Source organism: Paraburkholderia ginsengiterrae (assembly GCF_001645125.1).
In the GTDB taxonomy this organism is placed as follows: Bacteria; Pseudomonadota; Gammaproteobacteria; order Burkholderiales; family Burkholderiaceae; genus Paraburkholderia; species Paraburkholderia ginsengiterrae.
The window spans coordinates 50,407-66,713 of sequence record NZ_LXKA01000109.1; the positions used below are offsets into that span (position 1 = coordinate 50,407).

Consider the following 16,307-nt stretch of genomic DNA (forward strand, 5'->3'; position numbering starts at 1 on the left):
CGTGCTCCGTCAGTCGTATAAGATGTTACGTAACAGTAAACACCAAATTCGCATTTTCCCAAATGAGCGAACGACCAGTCTATCCCGAGATTTCTCCGAGCCCCAACCGTGGGGACCCTCCCGACTTCTGGCGGATGGAGTGGAAGCAATTCGAAGAGCTCACCTGCGCGTTATTGGAGGAGGAGCCGGGCGTCGAAACCGCCGACCTTTTCCACGATGACGGCCAGCAGCAATTTGGAGTCGATGTTCTAGCTAATCTGTCGATGGAGGTCGACGTAATCGTTGCTTCGTGCAAGTGCTATGAAGTCATCACGCCTGGGCAGGTCGTCAAATGGTCAGATGCCTTTTTGGACAATTTCGACTCTTACTGGAAAGCCCGCCACGTTCGGAGATTTATTTTGGCCGTCGCGTCGTCCGTTAACGGGCAGAAAGTCTCTGATGAGATTCTTAGACAAAAATCCCGTTTCCGTGCGATAGGGGTTGAATATTCAGTTTGGGGGCCACGCCAGTTCCAAGCGAAACTAAGGCCTCATCGAGCGATTGTCGGGCAGTATCTCGATGCCTTCTGGGTAACGCGAATATGCGGGGATGTCCCGGTAGGGGCGGGAGCAGTTGCGCCGAGCATGAACGCAGTCCTCGACCATTTTACGAATCAAGTTTCGCCGCTTCTTGCCGCCCTTTCCGGGGAAACGGACGCTCGCCTTGAGCAACTTCGACAGCGCCTTCGGGAAGAGCTGCCTGGCCCGATTGAATTTGAGCTCAACGCGATGCGGGCTGCTCCGCATTGGCATCAGCTGACGGCAAATGTGCGGAGTAAGTGCATCCGATACCTTGCATCCGCCAAGCTTCAAAACGGGGACATTGATGGTGCGACACTGTTGGCTGACGAAGCAGACGCCGTTTCTACGGATGGGGCCACGACATTCAGGGCGTTACTGCTCGCCCGCCAAGGAGACCACGCTGGGGCGCTGTTGAGGCTAGCGACAGCCACTGAGTCCTCCGCCCTCGAACTCAGAGCTGCCCTGCTGATAGAAAACGGGAAGCTTGACGACGCCGAACAACTGATAGCTGCGTTGACCAAAGGGGCGTCGGAACCATCAGTGGAGTGCTTAAGGCTCAAGGCTTTCATACTACTGTTCCGACACAACCGGGAGGAAGCGCTTGATGAGATTCAGCGCGCCGAAGCGAGAGCGCCAAAGTGGTTCGCTATTAGGCGAGCCGGAGCCGTCATTCGGTACGCATGCGCCTTGTCGAATTCGGTCGGCCCGGAACATTTTGCGAACCCCTCTCCAGTTGCCCTTGAACTGGTGCGGGAGGATGACGTCAGTCAAGCGCGCCTCAAAGAAGCTTTATCGATATTTGAGAAGCTGGCGAACGAGCGCGATGCCACGTCGAAGGTCACATTTGATGACGATGTCTGGGCACTTGCTTGCGAATGCAATCTCTTGGATGGCTCGGGCGCTGCGCAGCAACGATGTGACAAGATGCTCGGCGCGGCACCCCAATTTCCAGCCGCGATTAGCTGGGCACTGGCAAGGGGGCTCACATTTGATAGGGCGCGCAGCATAGCCGCTCTTGAAAAGGTCATAGCGTCGTCTGGAATCACCGCCGGGCATGTGCTGGCTTGCAGTTGGCTCCTTTCGCTTGACGGTCGGGAGGCAGACGCAAAATCTCTTGTTGAGAAGAGCGAAACTTTATTCCGTGATGAGGGGCAACACGATGCGTACGAAGCACGTCTTGCGTCCATCCTTGACAGTCGTGGCGATGACATTGCGAATGTCATCAGCTCCCCTGAAAAACGAATGTTCGCTCTTCTCGCGGACACCTTCGAGCGCCCTCAATGGGAGCGGGTCGAACAACTCTTCGCAGAACTAGCGACGGAGCGGCCGCAATCGACTGCTTTGTTGGCTGCAGCTGCCAGGCTGGCAACTGGGGGCCAATGGGAGTTTCTTGCGAAGAATATTGAAATCATTTTGCGGTTTGAAACGGCGTCCGCAGTCGAAATCGCGGTACACGCAGCCTACAACGGGAGCTGCCCCAAACTCGCGCTCGAAGTGCTCGCTGCAAATCGGAATGCTTTCCCTCACCAAATGCCTCCGCGAAACGTTCGGCTCATCGAAGTTCACGCCCTGGCAGCTGAAGGCGACCACAGAACGGCTCTAAACGCTGCGGAGCGACTTGCGTTGGAGTTTGGTGGCCCACAAGAGCGGCAACTTACTGCCGATATTCGTATTGGATTTGGCGACGTGCGAGGTGCGTTGCCTATCATACGGGCCGGACTGGCGGACCGAGCCTTCGCGCCGGCGGATGCATTGCGGTTTGCTCAAGTAGCTGAATTGGAGGACGAGGAACTTGCGCGGAAGCTTTGGCAGCATGCCCATGCGCAAGGCATACCGGTCGAACTCGCCCTAGTTGCGCACAGGCAGGCGTTGCGCTTGGGCCTCGAAAAGGAAGCAAATGTTTTCGTACCTACCCTTGCGAAGCTCGCTGGTACAGTCGGGAGCGGGGCATTCGTCCTGACACTTGAGGAGTTCAAGGAGCGTATTGCAGCATGGAACCAAGACCGCGCTAGTTTCCTGGAGTCGTACCTGAACGGAGCGGCCCCTTTCCACGTAATCTCACAGGTAGCCAATCTTAGCTTTGGCGAGCACTATTTGCTTGCACCATCGCCAACTTTAGGCCGTGTCAATGCGCATGGACTGCCGTTGTTGATTCGACATGGAGCTCGGGCCCTCGAATTCGAAACCGGTATTCCTCTTGGCGCATGGCAGTTGCACGCTGATGTCTCGTCACTGCTCCTCGCAAGTCAACTGGGTATCCTCGAATCAATTGAGGCGAGTGTTGCTGCGGTTTTCGTGCCACGCAGTATTCAGCGGCAGCTGTTCGAGATGCGGTCGGCCCTTGGTCATCCCCAGCCGAAGAGACTCGCGATTGAACTGGCAATAGATGCGTCGATTCGGGAGGGGAGGGTCCAGGTGTACAAATTAACAGGTGCGCCTACCGGGACAGCCGTAGAGAGCGGTAACTCATCCGCGTTCTGGATACTGGAGACGCAAGGCGAGCGCGCGGACACCGATTCAGTCGGAGGTCAACGTACTACGCTTCGTGGTGTCGTGGAGGGTATGCGTCAACACGGAAAGATTACGGAAAGCTCATACTCGGAGGCCAACGAAAGACTGAGTTTTGCTGACGAAAACGGTGAATCCACACTCCCCCTAGGCGCCCGAGTGTTGTTTCGGGGCACTAGTCTCGAACTCGTTGTCGCAGCCTGCACACTCGACGCCGTTCTAGAAACGTATGTCGTGCTGGTTGAGGAAGAGTTTGCAGCGTTTTGTGCATTGGAGACCGCGCAGGAACAGGCGAGGCAGCGCTCAATTGTGGTCCTCGATGAGGTCCGAAATCACATCGCGGGGGAAATCCTCAGCGGCGCTTACCGAACATTGGCGGTGGCCGATGTTGACAGCACTGAACGTGACGATGCTGATGCGAGCGCGTCCATGGAAAATCTGACGTCGATGCTCGGCCTAAGGGAGTTACTTGGGGCTCTTCCATCGACGAACGCCGTCTTTTTATGTGATGACCGGTATATAACAGGACATCCTGGATTTGGCCCCGCGCCACTCGTTGGGATATTTGAAGTGCTGAGCGCGTTGAGAAGGGCGCGGAAGCTTTCTGACGCTGAGTACTTTGAAAAGTTGTTGCAGCTTCGACAGGCCAGCGCATTGTTTCTTCCGATGAGCCCGGAAGAAGTGCTTTTTCATCTAAGTCGCGCGCCCATTAAAGATGGTTCCGTAGTAGAAACGTCCGCGCTTGCTGTCCTTCGACAGTATATGGCTCGCGTCGCGCTGCTCGAAAAGCATTTGAAAATTGGCGACTATCCGGTGCAGACCACCGAGCGGCCGGACGAGACGAGCGTTTTGCTATCGGCCCGCCGGCTCAACGATGATTGCATCACCTCTGTGTGGATGTCGTCGGTAGACACTGACGAGCAGTGCGCCGCGAAGGCTACCTGGATTTGGTCATCCTTGCGAGCAGAGCGTCATCTGGGCTTGCATCCAGCTATCAGGAACGATATCGATTCGGTAAGAACTTTCGCTGCGGTGAATATCTGCTCGGTCGTCGCCATACTGTTTCAGATGGTGACGGGAAAAGCAGAGAGCCGAAAGGGAGCGTTCTCGAGATGGTTGAGTGCTGTCGTCATCAAACATCGCCTGGATATCGACGCTGAACTTACGGACCGCATCGCTAGCCAACTGATTTATTTCACGGAGAACCTCTTTACCCCTAGCCCGGGTGAGCAACCGAAGTCATATTCCGATGCGACTATCGCGGCTTATTTGAGGAAGGCGGTCGACGAATTCCCACCCCAAATCCGGGAGCGCTTGCAGGCCAACGAGGATGTTCGGCGACGTCTGAAGACCCATACCATCACCGTTGTCACCTTGGGAGCACTTCAGCTTCGTCGTGAGAAGTTTCTACTGGGAGTTCGGAAGGCACTGAGGCATGGCAAGTCTAAAATTAAGGCAGACGACAGTAAGAAGAGGGTGACGTTTGAGCGTATCGAGGACGGCCAAGATATCTATATTGGGTATGACGGGCAGCGAATCCGTATCTGCGACCCTTGGTTCCCTCTTCTTGCTCTCACAGACCTTGCAGAGGTCAAGCACATTTTGACCGCCCGCAGGGAACTGTTCGATTGTGCCCGGCCGGAGCTCGAGCAAGTGATTGATGAAATTCTTGGACTCGGAACCCCGGGGCAACGATTTGATGCAGCGGACAGTTTGAGAAGGAAAACCGTTGCACAAGCGTACGCTGATATTGAGGCACAACTTCGCGAACATGGCAGTCTGCCACTCGAACATTGCGTGACACCTAGTCCGCAGGACGTATATCGCCACCTTCACCTCGAGGCAAGTACTGCCAAGCCATTTGAACAACGCTGGGATGCTGCGGCGAAGTCGCTAGTTGAGGAAGTAGGGTGCGGGGAAGCCTTTTTACGGTTAGCTAGCCTGCCGATTCCACTCCCTCCGTCGTTTGTCGAGCGGTTCATGGCGAGTTCGAGCGAGGATAAGACATCGCTTTGGACTGAAGTGATAGCTTGCGGGAGGCAGTCGCCTGTGCATTTCTTCCACGCGCTGAGCCTTCTTGGAGGCGACTGCAACCAAGAGTTATCTCTGGGGGACCATGCCAGCTTTGCGAGTGACGTACTGGACCGCTGGACCGACCTGTCGGATGCGTTCGGCGCTGTGCTCTCATGGGTCGATTCGCAAGCCTATCAAACTGACGGATGGAGTGACTGGTCGGTTTCCGAGCAATTGCTCACCGTGTGGTATCACTCTGCGAGATTGTTGAGTCTCTTAAATCGCTCGCCAGGTTCGGAGAAGCGAATTTCACAATACTTCAAAGGCGCTAAGTCTGGCACTTCTTCGGATGGTGCATTCGGCGGGCTCGGGCGTTCGAGAGATTGTGCAGCGCCTAGCGCGTATGTTGGTGTGGTCTTCCTATATAGCGGTCTGAACTACGTCGTAGCATCAAGCGGTACCGCAAGCATCCTCAGTTCGTCCGAATGGGACCAGGCCGGAGCGCTCATGCGTGTCTCTGACGTTACAAACCCGTGGCTGCTAGCGAGCAGGGAATCGGCTGGAAATTTGCTTGCTACCTTCTTGCGTGTCAGCCGTCCGGTTCTTCCAGATAGTGTTGTCGTCAAGGAGGAGAAAATATTCGACTTTGAGGATGGTTTGTTGAGTTCCTTGGAGGCCGAACGTGCCACGCCGTTGCATTGGATTCACCTTTTCGCACTTTCCAGAATGGGACTGACGGTTGCGAACTACGCTCGAGCTACACACCTTGTGACGAGGGCAAATCTTGTTGGTCTTGCCAGCGCAAGTGGTCAAGAACTCTTGAGTTGGCGAGCCGCCGCAGGCTGTGTATCGCTATTTGGCGACGATTCTGCACGAGCGAAGGCTGAGAAGGGGCTCATCGAGTTGGCATCTGACTTGAGAAAGAAGCATAAGTCGAACGAATTCCCAATTGTCTTCGGGACAGATGACCTGCGCGCGATGGAGTTGTCTGAGCTTGTTGAGGCCTGCGTTGCTTTGAGTCGCAGCGATGTCACAGAGCACGCATATCAAGTCATAGCTCGATTGCTGCTTGGTATCATCAATGCTTGGCCGGCCGCCCGAGCGGCGGTTAGCAACCTTTTGGCGACAATTTACGAAGAGTCTCGGCTACAGGAGAACTACGCGATTTGGTCAGCATATGTCGCGACTCGCGCGATGGCAGGTTGAGTCGATTGTCTCAGGGCATATCTCGGGTATTAAAAAAAGAAAAGGGGGGAACATGTTTTATCAGATTTCGACGGAAGGCAGCGGCTTTGAGCGCCGCAACCAGATTGCCGACGCTCACAATTTTGAAGCCTTTGCGCTGGAACTTCTGAGTTTCCATGTTAAAAACCAGAACAAGCCTTTCGAATTGGGGCGCACGGGCAGGTCAGATTTCGATGCATTTGCGTCGGATGGATTCGATGAATTTAACTGTCCGGTAATCGTAGAGTGCATGTTGGCAATTTCGCGCCAGAGATATCGAGCGGCAATCGAAAGGGCTTTGCGTTTCATTGATGAGAGACGGTCGAAGGGCGAGTTGCTAGGTCGGCTTGTTGTGCTATTCGTTGTCGAACAGCAGGAACTGAAAGAGACCGTGCTCGGCATTCATGCGGAGCAGGCAAAGAATCGAGAAGTGGAAACAAAGATTTGGACGTGGTCACAGCTTGAACATCTGGCGCAGTTATACCCAGAGAGGTCGAACGAAATTTTGGACAACCTGCTTCCTCTCCGGGTTCGAAATGTCGTCAACAACCTCGACGCCGATTGGCGGTCGGGGAGGCAGTCTCGGGTAAGCGAACTGTGGGACCGATTTCACACGGGTCAGTTTTCTCTCTTTCTCGGAGCGGGTGTTTCAAGCAGTGCTGGCATGCCCGATTGGAACACGTTGTTGAATGCTCTTTTCGTAACCTATCTTGCGAACGGGGCAAGCAGTGTTGACGAGCAGGAAACATTGCGACTTGTCAAACGGATGAATATAGTGGACGGACACTCGGCGCTGGTCGCGGCGAGGTATCTGCGAAAGGGTATCGGCGGAAATAGCGCGGACAGCGGTGCGTTTAAGGTGGCGATTCGAGAAGCGCTTTACCGGCTTCGACGGCAGGACCAGCCGATGGACTCCGACCTGATAAAGACCCTAGTCAAGCTTTGTATGCCACGGCGTTCCGGGGCGCTGGTCCGCTCCGTGGTCACATACAATTTCGACGATTTGTTTGAACGGCAGCTTGACACAAAGACGATTCCGTTTAGATGTGTTTTCAGCGAAAACGCGGTGGTTGATGCGGACGAACTGCCCGTGTATCACGTTCATGGATTCATTCCCGAGAGAGCTGACCTTTATCATGGAGTTGAGGACGCGACGCTTGTGTTTGCTGAGGAGGGCTATCACCATATCTACACTGACGCCTACCATTGGTCCAACCTTGTTCAACTCAACGCGTTAAGAGATTCGACTTGCCTCATGGTTGGGCTTTCCATGACGGACCCAAACTTGAGGCGCTTACTCGAAATCGCGAAACGTGGCGTGACCGAGCGACGACACTACGCCTTTATGAAACGGACGGACATCCGAGGGTTCGCGTTCGACAGAGATAGTGACGGAGAGGAGACCCAGGTGCTTCCGGACTTGGATGCTGCCGGCAAATTTTTGAATGAGCGTCACGCATTAACCGAAGTGCTGATGGACGAACTCGGGGTGACGATAATATGGTATCAAGACTACAACGAAATACCGACAATCTTGCGGCAGATGGGATTCCCCAATCAGCCCGGGCTGTAATAGCTGTCATAGGGCCCAGACGCGCGTTGCCACCGGGGAGCCGGCAAATAGCAAAGTGGGTTCGGTTCGCCGACTCGCGAGGCCTGACGTAACACGCCCGCGCCCACTCCACGTCACTCCACTCTTGGGTTCACGGTAAAGCGCCACTTGCGGTCCTTTCCACTGCCCCTTGCCGCTGGCCACTCCGGCCGCCGTCTTCGACACCGTCGCGCGCAAAGTCTTCGACTCGCCCGAAGTATCCCCTCTTGCGAACAGCGATTTCAATTGTGCGCTCAAGCCAATAAATTGCTTCTCGACGACTCTTGCCACAGCCCCCGTACGGCAACGCAAAACGTCGGTCTGTTGTCACCAAATTTGCGAGCCACGCGGACGCGCCTGGGCCAGATGACGCGACGGCGCGAACGACCCTGCGCAACGCGGCAGCGTCTTGGTCGCAAGCTACAAACGCCGCGTACACGACCCGGCCATCGCTCAATGGGGTGCGTACCGTCACACGCTTCGCACCACACTCCGCCCGCACTCGGTCGATTGCCATCATGGCACGCAGCCAACATGCCCCCAACGAATTGAAAATAGCCGAGTCGGCTTTCGTGTCCCGAGTTTTCATGCTTCGCCTCCGTGATGAGAGCCGTCTAGCACACGGTTTTATGTATCGGGCGGTAACGTAAATTTAGAAGGGACCTAACTCGCCGCGGCCCAGCGAACTCTGCCCCTGGAGCGCGCGAGACGGACAGGCACCCGTGTGACCGGATGCCAGCGAGACTAGTAGGTTTTATCCCGCTGCTACCATTCTCCAAGCGCTGAGTTAAGCGTCCGGTCCAGCCGACGGTTCCCGCACCGCGGCGGCTTCGGCATTCGTAGCAACCGCTTTGACCGTTCGTGTCTTTTTGGCAGCGACCATCACTTGTGTTTTTCGAGTCCGCGGAGGCGTAGAGATGGGTTGGGAATACACCGACTTTCAGCGCGAGGAGCTTTACGAGCAAGTATGGACCGAGCCGGTTACGAAGGTGGCGAAGCGCTATGCGATTTCCGACGTTGGACTTCGGAAAATATGCCTTGACCTCGAAGTGCCACTCCCACCGGTCGGCTACTGGGCCAAATTGGCTGCAGGCCGGGCCGTGAAGAGGCCGCCGCTTGGCACGGCGAAAGGACCAACGACTTATCGCCGTTCCAGGTACGTTGCGCCGTTAGACGGCGAGTTCGATGCTCGATATCGTGAAAGTCTTGAAGAGGACTCACCGCATCGCCCGGCGATACCAAACCTACCCCTGCGGACATCCCTGGAGGACTGTTTGCCGCTGGCGAAGCGAGTCGCGAAGAAGCTCGAGGGCAAAGGTCGCGATGCTCCGGAATGGCGCCAATGCGACGGCGCGGGTCTGATGTCGGTCGACGCATCAAACGCCAACCGCCTGCGCGCGGTGCTGCTCCTCAATCTTGCGCTTGAATCGGTGATGGCCGCAGGCTACGCTATTTCTGCCGATGCTAAAGGCGCCACTCGAGCATTCGTTTCCGTGCTGGACCTCAATTTGTCGTTCAAAATTCGCGAAAGAAACCGACGTGAACCTATCCCGCTGACGCGCGAACAGCGACAGAAGAATGAACAGGTTGGATTCAACTTCTACACCCAGAGGTACGAATTTCATCCAACGGGCGAGTTCGATATCGCGGTGACCGAGCCCGATAGCGGCCACGAGCTGGCAAAAATTGGCGACGGTCGGACCGCATCCGTTGAAACCAAAATCGTGGCTTTCATCGGCCGCCTTCGTGAGCTGTCGATACGCCGGCGCGTGAAAGCCGAAATTGACACCAAGCGCAAAGTCATCGCGGAAGCCAAGGCCGCGGAGGAGCGGCGCCTAGCTGAAATACGGAGGAAGGCACTCGAACGTCTCAAGCAAGTTGAAGAGTTGGCGTCCAAGCTTGAGCGGGCAAATCGGTTGAGGAGTCTTGCCGACAAGTTCCAAACGGAAAAACTGTCTTCAAACGACGGAGTAGTCGACGCGGACTGGATTCGTCGTGCGGCCGATTGGTTGGACCCAACGGTACTGCGCCGGTGGGATGAGGCGGATGGTCCGTCCGACGGGGCGGCCGGCTAGCGCTGGTGTCCGCAGTTTGGTTGTCGCAGCCGCCTTACGCTGACGGTAGATTCACATATGAAACCCGCAGGCGGTGCGCGTTAGCTAGTTGTTCGGCTTTGGCCCGCATTTCCCAGCGACAACCACATAGTTAGCTGCTGAAATAAATTCGTCGGCTCTTATGCAGCGCGCATCTTTTTGAAGCTGCAGAGGTCCGAAGTGACGAGTTACTTGGCACCGCGGGCCACAAATCAGGCAAGCTTCCGCCGTATTCATTAATTTCACGTGGTTCCGTATAAAGTCTGCCAACACCGGTGCCGTTAAGTCGGTGTCGAGAAGAGCAATCAAACCACGGGGATGACATGGGCTTTCTTGAGAACAAGTTCGCGGCGCTGAGTAGCGGACTGACAAAATCAGTCGTCGAGGCGAAGTCCAAAGCGGCAACACTGGTTGACGGTGTTGAGGTTCCAATCGTACTCTCCGACTTTACGGAAATCGTCACTTCGAAATCACGGAGATGCGCCGTGCTGGGCAAGGGGCACGCAGGAAAGCTAATTGCTCGCTGTTGACGGTGCGATGCGTGCGCGTGCTCATGAGCGACAGCGACGAAAAGCTTGAAAGCATCAAAGTCGTCATGGCCGGCGCTGCCTCCGGCGTGACGCGTGCCTACGTTGCGAACGTCGTCTCGAAGAGTGTCGCTGCGGTACCGCTTCTAAACAGGTTCAACAGCAAGGTGTCAGCGGTACTGACTGGCGTCATCGTGACGGTAGTTCCCTTGAGGCAATCTACGTGTGCGAGAAAACAAGGCCCGTTTTATATTCAAGGCCGTCGGCGGCTGAACTTCGGCGGCCCTCGCGCGCCCGAGAGAGTGTGCTTCTCATCGACATCTGGGTCGTCGCGGAAATGACGCTAAAACCTGAACCATCACCATTTTTCAAACGATAGACCAAAGAGAACATGCGAATTACTTCTTGGGGAACGAGGATTCGTCGCGAATTCGACGCCCTTGACACTCTGTATGCCGGAGAGGAAACCGGAAGCAATTGGACCACGGTCGTAACGGGTGCAAACGGGACGAAGAAGAGTTTGTTGCTTCGCCTATTACTCGAGGGAACCCTTAAAGCGAAACCATGGTTCCGACTTGGCTCTAACGCGACCATTCACCCAAAGGTGAGCGGAGTCCCAGAAATCCGGTCTGGCTCTCCAATAATCGCGATTTCCGGAACACCATTTGACCGATTTCCACGCAAGACAAACTACAGGAACGCATCGCGTCTGAACTCATATGAAGGCAATCCAAGGTACACCTATCTAGGCCTGAAGGCTGCAAATGGGACAATGGGCGCGGCGCACAGCATGCGCACTATTGGATACCTCATGCTCGACGCCATAGGGAAGAAAGAAAAATCGTGGCGGTCAGCACGGCAGGTCATGGACTTCCTTGGGCTTGGTTACAGCGTCGTAGTCTCACTGAGGCTTCATACATCTCTGTCGAGACTTGACGCGGATACTGAGTCGCATGATGAGTACGAGCAACTCCCGGGTGAGCCGCGGGAGAGTGAAATGCAAAGCTATCTACGGTCGGTCAGCAGCAAGGCGCTGTCAAGCGACTCGCGTGATGAGGTACTTCATTCATTGATGGGCTCCGATAGTGCACTGGAGCAACTGATTCGTCGCTTGCACAGCTTCCCGCTCGAAGTTGTTTTGAACTTCCATGATGGAGCACCATCATCAATGGCCCACAAGGGCTTTACGGTCAGCGAGCTGATGACGCTCGTGCAACTGAACGTTATCGTCATCGCAAAATTGTTGGTTACTAAAACCGATACAGGTGAGGAAATCGCCGCGGAGCAGGACCTAAGTTCTGGACAGTGGCATATCTTCTTCACCATGCTTGGTTTAGCCCTATCGCTGGACCATAATTCGCTGGTCGTCGTCGACGAGCCAGAGAACAGCCTCCACCCAGAATGGCAATGGAGATACATCGACTTGCTCGAGAGAGTTATGTCTGGGAGCACAGGCTGCCATGTTGTCATAGCCACGCATTCCCCCCTCATTGCGTCGGGCGTCAAGGAGGGGGCGGGAAATGTCGTTCGACTCGTTCCTTCTGTTGACGGACCCATCGGAATCGCTGTAAAGCAAGAGGAACTCACATTTGGTTGGGACGCTGGGGACGTGTACCGCAAAACGTTCGAAATGGAGTCAACTCGTGCACTCTCTTTTGTCGACACAGCAGATAGGGCTCTCGCTCTGGTTCGCGATGGCAAAGACAAGAGTCAAGAGTTCAGAGTAATCGCAAGCGAGCTTGCCAATACTGCTCAATCTCTCCCGGAAGAAGACACGATGCGTAGTGTTATCAACGCAATCACTAAAATTGCGGAAGGGGAGAAGGCATGAGCCGGCTCATCGGCAAGATGAAAAGCAAGAGTGCCGCTGAAAACGTGCGGAAGCTCGGTTCCACCAAATGGAATCCTGCCCACGCGGACGTCATTGCTTACAGGGTTCAGCTGTTGGAAGCGCAGGAGTACACGTGCGCGTACTGCCGCAGACCCATCTATCGCGACGAGCTTGGCTTCCGGGAGATAGACCACGTTTTGCCAAAATCGCAGGCGCCATCTGAGCCAAAAGATTTCGATGCAGTGAAAGCGAGCAGTAATTTGGTTAGCAATAGACGACACACGCGCGGGTACAAGGAGTTCACCTACGTTCCCGAGAATCTCGTGATTGCCTGCAAGCGCTGCAATAGTCACAAGGGCTCCTATGACGGTCTGGCTAACCGTGCGACAAAGCCGGCCATCTATCCGTCCGTCGGCAAACACTTTGAGTGGGTAAACCCGCACTGCAACAGTCCCGAAGCACATGTTGAGATTCTGGACGGGTACGTATACCGTGCAAAGAACGGGTCAGTAAAGGGGGCAGCGGTCATTCACGAATGCGGCCTCGATACGATTGAACAGCTCAAGGCGCGCACGCTAGATGCCCTTGTGTTCACAAACAAAGACTTGATAGATGCGATGTTAGAGGCAGTGATAAGCCGCGAGAACTTTGACAGCGACCACATCGCCGGCGTGCTGCATTTGAGTCATCCCACCGTGCCACTACAGTTCCTGAAAGACGCGGTCCGGTTAGCGCGCGCAGAGAGAGCTGTGCGGGGAGGAGCGGGACTAAACGCTGCGATACAGGTCGTCATCAAGCAACTCGATGAATTGCGCGCACAACAGGATGTAAATGCACAGCAACCAGAGCCTGCCGCCGTTTGAGAGGGATACTGGAGCGAACGCGAAGAGCGTCGAAAGACGCATCTTTAGAGGTTCACGGAATCGACTCCAGCTTTGCCTCATCCTCTCCAGGGGTTTTTCGAGTCCAACTACGAGTCCAGGAAGGGCGTGCGTTGGCGCATCGGCCTTTTTGGCGGCCAAGCGACCGTGATATCAGCGTTATGGCACGCATGGGATGGCGTTCGAGAAGCTAACCATTCACCTCAAGACAGCGGAGTATCCGCACGACGCGTGTGGAGGCGGGGATTCCCAGACCATACTGAAGTGTTGGGTCGAAACTATCCCGAGCAGCCGGAAGACAGCATTTGACGAAGAGCTTGAGTCGCTCACACGCGCCCGACTGATTTCCAACGAGACCGTTTGAAGCTGGTCGTTGGATACTAGGGGACGATACGCCGCCTGATGGCGTTGCGTTGCCACTCGATGTCGGCGCTACCGCAATTATCCCCGCGTTCAAGCCGCCCGCCAGCGACAGGCGCAGACTTCGACACAGCAAATTTGGACGATGCGTCCTGGTACGGATTGGTGAGAGCTATTGAATGAGCAACGTGATTTTCATGCCGTGGATTGGCTCTAAGTACGATGCAGAGGGGTTTCGTGGATTGCGGGTGCTCGTCGTTGCAGAGTCCCACTATGGAAGCAAACGAAGCGAGCGGCCAACAGCAACGCCCGAGCTCGTGAAGGCACTGGGTCAACGGCTCAAACATCCGGACGCAACTGCGCGACTGCGAAAGCATCCGCACTTTGCGCGAATCGTCACCGCGGTGAGCGGTGCAGCGAGCGCATCGGTATTCACGACGCAGGAGCGGGCGGACTTTTGGGAGCGCGTTTGCTATTACAACTTCCTTCAGGAATTCGTGCCTGCTGCGCGCGTCGCTCCACCGGCTGAATCATGGAGCGCTGGGAAAGCGGCCTTCCTTGATGTGCTCGCGACTCTGCGGCCAGATGTTGTCATTGCTTTCAGTAAGCGCCTCGGCCGGATTCTGATACCACTGTGTGACGAGGTGCCCTTGGCAAGGGTGCACCATCCCTCGACTGGCTTTGCATATGCGAGGTGGAACTCGGTTATTACTGAAGCCTTGGATGAAGCACATGCTCGGCGCCGTTCGTTGAGCGTTGGCGCTTGCGATTTAAGCCAAAACCCAGATTACTCGGCATGGCACCGTGCGTCGCGAAAGGCAAGTCCTGCCCATGGGCCCCATCTGCCACCAGAACTGCTTGCCGATGTTCACTCTCGGTGGGTCGTTGAGATGGCAGCAGCAAAAGGCGGCGGAGAGGTGACCGACGAAGGGCTTTGTCGTGGAGCTACCTGATTAGCTTGGAGGTATGTCGGCTGGATACCGTTTCGATTAGCGTCACCGGCGATTGAAGAATCAATCACTCCACCGCCCCGGCCGGATAGTCCTCCGGCCACTCCCTTGCCAGCAATTCCACCTCCGCCCGCACGGCCGCGCCGAATGTCCCCGCTGAATCCTCCGTTTGGCTATCGCCACCGCCTACATCCGTAGACGCTCCCGTTCTGCCCGCTGTAACCGAAGAAAGCTGGCGTCCGATAGCCTCAATTCGCGCGCCACGACGCTGATATCGCTGTCTGCATCGCCCAAAATGAAGCAGAGCAGTTCGATTGGGGCTTGCGTCGCGTCAGGGCGTGTTGCCGGGGCTGCGGCTGATACATCAGCGTTTTCGATTGAGAGTTCCATGCGGAATGTAGTCGCCCCATTTATATAGGCTCGTCGTCGTCCATCAGGGAACAGAACTGCTTCCGAAGTGTCGGCTGCTGTAACGGGTCTGTCCCGTCTGCGCGGCATTTCATCGCTCGCGCAGACCATGGTTTTGGTTCGACTTCTCTCTGCGGGGGCACGAAGATGGGCTGGGAATACACCGACTTTCGACGCGAGGAACTCTACGAGGAAGTGTGGGCGGAGCCGGTTACGAAGGTTGCGAGACGCTATGCGATTTCCGACGTCGGGCTTAGGAAAATATGTCTGGACCTCGAAGTGCCGCTTCCACCGGTCGGCTACTGGGCCAAATTGGCTGCAGGCCGGACCGTGACGAGGCCTCCCCTTGGCACGACGAAGGGACCAACGACTTATCGCCGTTCTCGGTACATTGCGCCGTTAGACGACGTGCTCGACGCCCGATATCGTGAAAGTCTTGCAGAAGACTTACCGCATCGCCCCACAATACCAGACCTTCCCCTGCGGACATCCCTGGAGGACTGTTTGCCGCTCGCGAAGCGAATCGCGAAGAAGCTTGATGGCAAGGGGCGCGATGCTCAGGAATGGCGCCAGTGTGACGGCGCGGGCCTGATGTGGGTCGACGCATCAAATGCCAACAGCCTGCGTGCGGTGCTGCTCCTCAATCTTGTGCTCGAATCGGCGATGGCCGCAGGCTACGCTATTTCTGCCGATGCTAAAGGCGCCACTCGAGCATTCGTTTCCGTGCTGGACATCAAATTGTCGTTCAAAATTCGCGAAAGAAACCGGCGTGAACCTATCCCGCTGACGCGCGAACAGCGCCAGAAGAATGAACAGGTCGGATTCAACTTCTACACCCAGCAGTACGAATATCATCCAACGGGCGAGTTCGATATCGCGGTGACCGAGCCCGATAGCAGCTATGAACTGGCAAAAATTGGCGACAGTCGGACCGCATCCGTTGAAACTAAAATCGTGGCGTTCATCGGCCGACTTCGTGAGCTGTCGATACGCCGACGTGTGAAAGCCGAAATCGACGCCAAGCGCCAAGTCATCGCTGAAGCCAAGGCTGCGGAGGAGCGGCGCCAGGCCGAAATACGAAGGAAGGCTCTCGACCGCCTCAAGGAGGTGGAAGAATGGGCGACTAGACTTGAGCGGGCAAATCGGCTGAGGAACCTTGCTGACAAGTTCCAAACCGAAAAACTGTCTTCAACCGACGGGGTGATTGACGCCGGCTGGATGCGCCGCGCGGCAGACTGGTTGGACCCAACGGTAGTGCGACGTTGGGATGATATGGATGGTCCAGCAGTCGTTATTGCTGGAAAAGCGCCGTCGTGTCGGTAGAATCATTGGCCACAACGAAAATATTCGGCGACAGACCA

The 16,307-nt window shown here is 55.8% G+C and carries 7 protein-coding genes; all 7 read left to right on the forward strand.

Going from position 1 to position 16,307, the window contains the following annotated elements:
* The first annotated feature begins 134 nt into the window (after positions 1-134).
* Positions 135-6,287 (forward strand): tetratricopeptide repeat protein, encoded by a 6,153-nt coding sequence (locus tag A6V37_RS07770; RefSeq protein WP_064265587.1) that lies wholly within the window; start codon positions 135-137, stop codon positions 6,285-6,287.
* 52 nt (positions 6,288-6,339) lie between these two features.
* Positions 6,340-7,878, forward strand: coding sequence for an SIR2 family protein (locus A6V37_RS41245; RefSeq protein ID WP_165614392.1), 1,539 nt, complete (start codon positions 6,340-6,342; stop codon positions 7,876-7,878).
* A gap of 935 nt (positions 7,879-8,813) precedes the next feature.
* A complete protein-coding gene (locus tag A6V37_RS07785) occupies positions 8,814-9,971 on the forward strand; it encodes a hypothetical protein (protein ID WP_064265589.1) in 1,158 nt (385 codons plus the stop codon).
* 1,542 nt (positions 9,972-11,513) lie between these two features.
* Entirely contained in the window at positions 11,514-12,347 is an 834-nt protein-coding gene (locus A6V37_RS07790) for an AAA family ATPase (RefSeq protein WP_208607855.1), read from the forward strand.
* Entirely contained in the window at positions 12,344-13,210 is an 867-nt protein-coding gene (locus tag A6V37_RS07795; RefSeq protein WP_064265591.1) for an HNH endonuclease, read from the forward strand. Before A6V37_RS07790 ends, A6V37_RS07795 begins: the two co-directional genes overlap by 4 nt.
* A gap of 557 nt (positions 13,211-13,767) precedes the next feature.
* Positions 13,768-14,541, forward strand: a complete 774-nt coding sequence (locus A6V37_RS40495; protein WP_075643428.1) for a hypothetical protein — start codon at positions 13,768-13,770, stop codon at positions 14,539-14,541.
* Positions 14,542-15,450: 909 nt separating this feature from the next.
* Entirely contained in the window at positions 15,451-16,269 is an 819-nt protein-coding gene (locus A6V37_RS07810) for a hypothetical protein (RefSeq protein WP_131799807.1), read from the forward strand.
* Positions 16,270-16,307 lie beyond the last annotated feature (38 nt).

What these genes read in the sequence shown, in the direction of transcription:
- A6V37_RS07770 (WP_064265587.1), top strand. Translation starts at nt 135, where the DNA reads ATGGAGTGGAAGCAATTCGAAGAGCTCACCTGCGCGTTATTGGAGGAG.
- A6V37_RS41245 (WP_165614392.1), top strand. Translation starts at nt 6,340, where the DNA reads ATGTTTTATCAGATTTCGACGGAAGGCAGCGGCTTTGAGCGCCGCAAC.
- A6V37_RS07785 (WP_064265589.1), top strand. Translation starts at nt 8,814, where the DNA reads ATGGGTTGGGAATACACCGACTTTCAGCGCGAGGAGCTTTACGAGCAA.
- A6V37_RS07790 (WP_208607855.1), top strand. Translation starts at nt 11,514, where the DNA reads ATGCAAAGCTATCTACGGTCGGTCAGCAGCAAGGCGCTGTCAAGCGAC.
- A6V37_RS07795 (WP_064265591.1), top strand. Translation starts at nt 12,344, where the DNA reads ATGAGCCGGCTCATCGGCAAGATGAAAAGCAAGAGTGCCGCTGAAAAC.
- A6V37_RS40495 (WP_075643428.1), top strand. Translation starts at nt 13,768, where the DNA reads ATGAGCAACGTGATTTTCATGCCGTGGATTGGCTCTAAGTACGATGCA.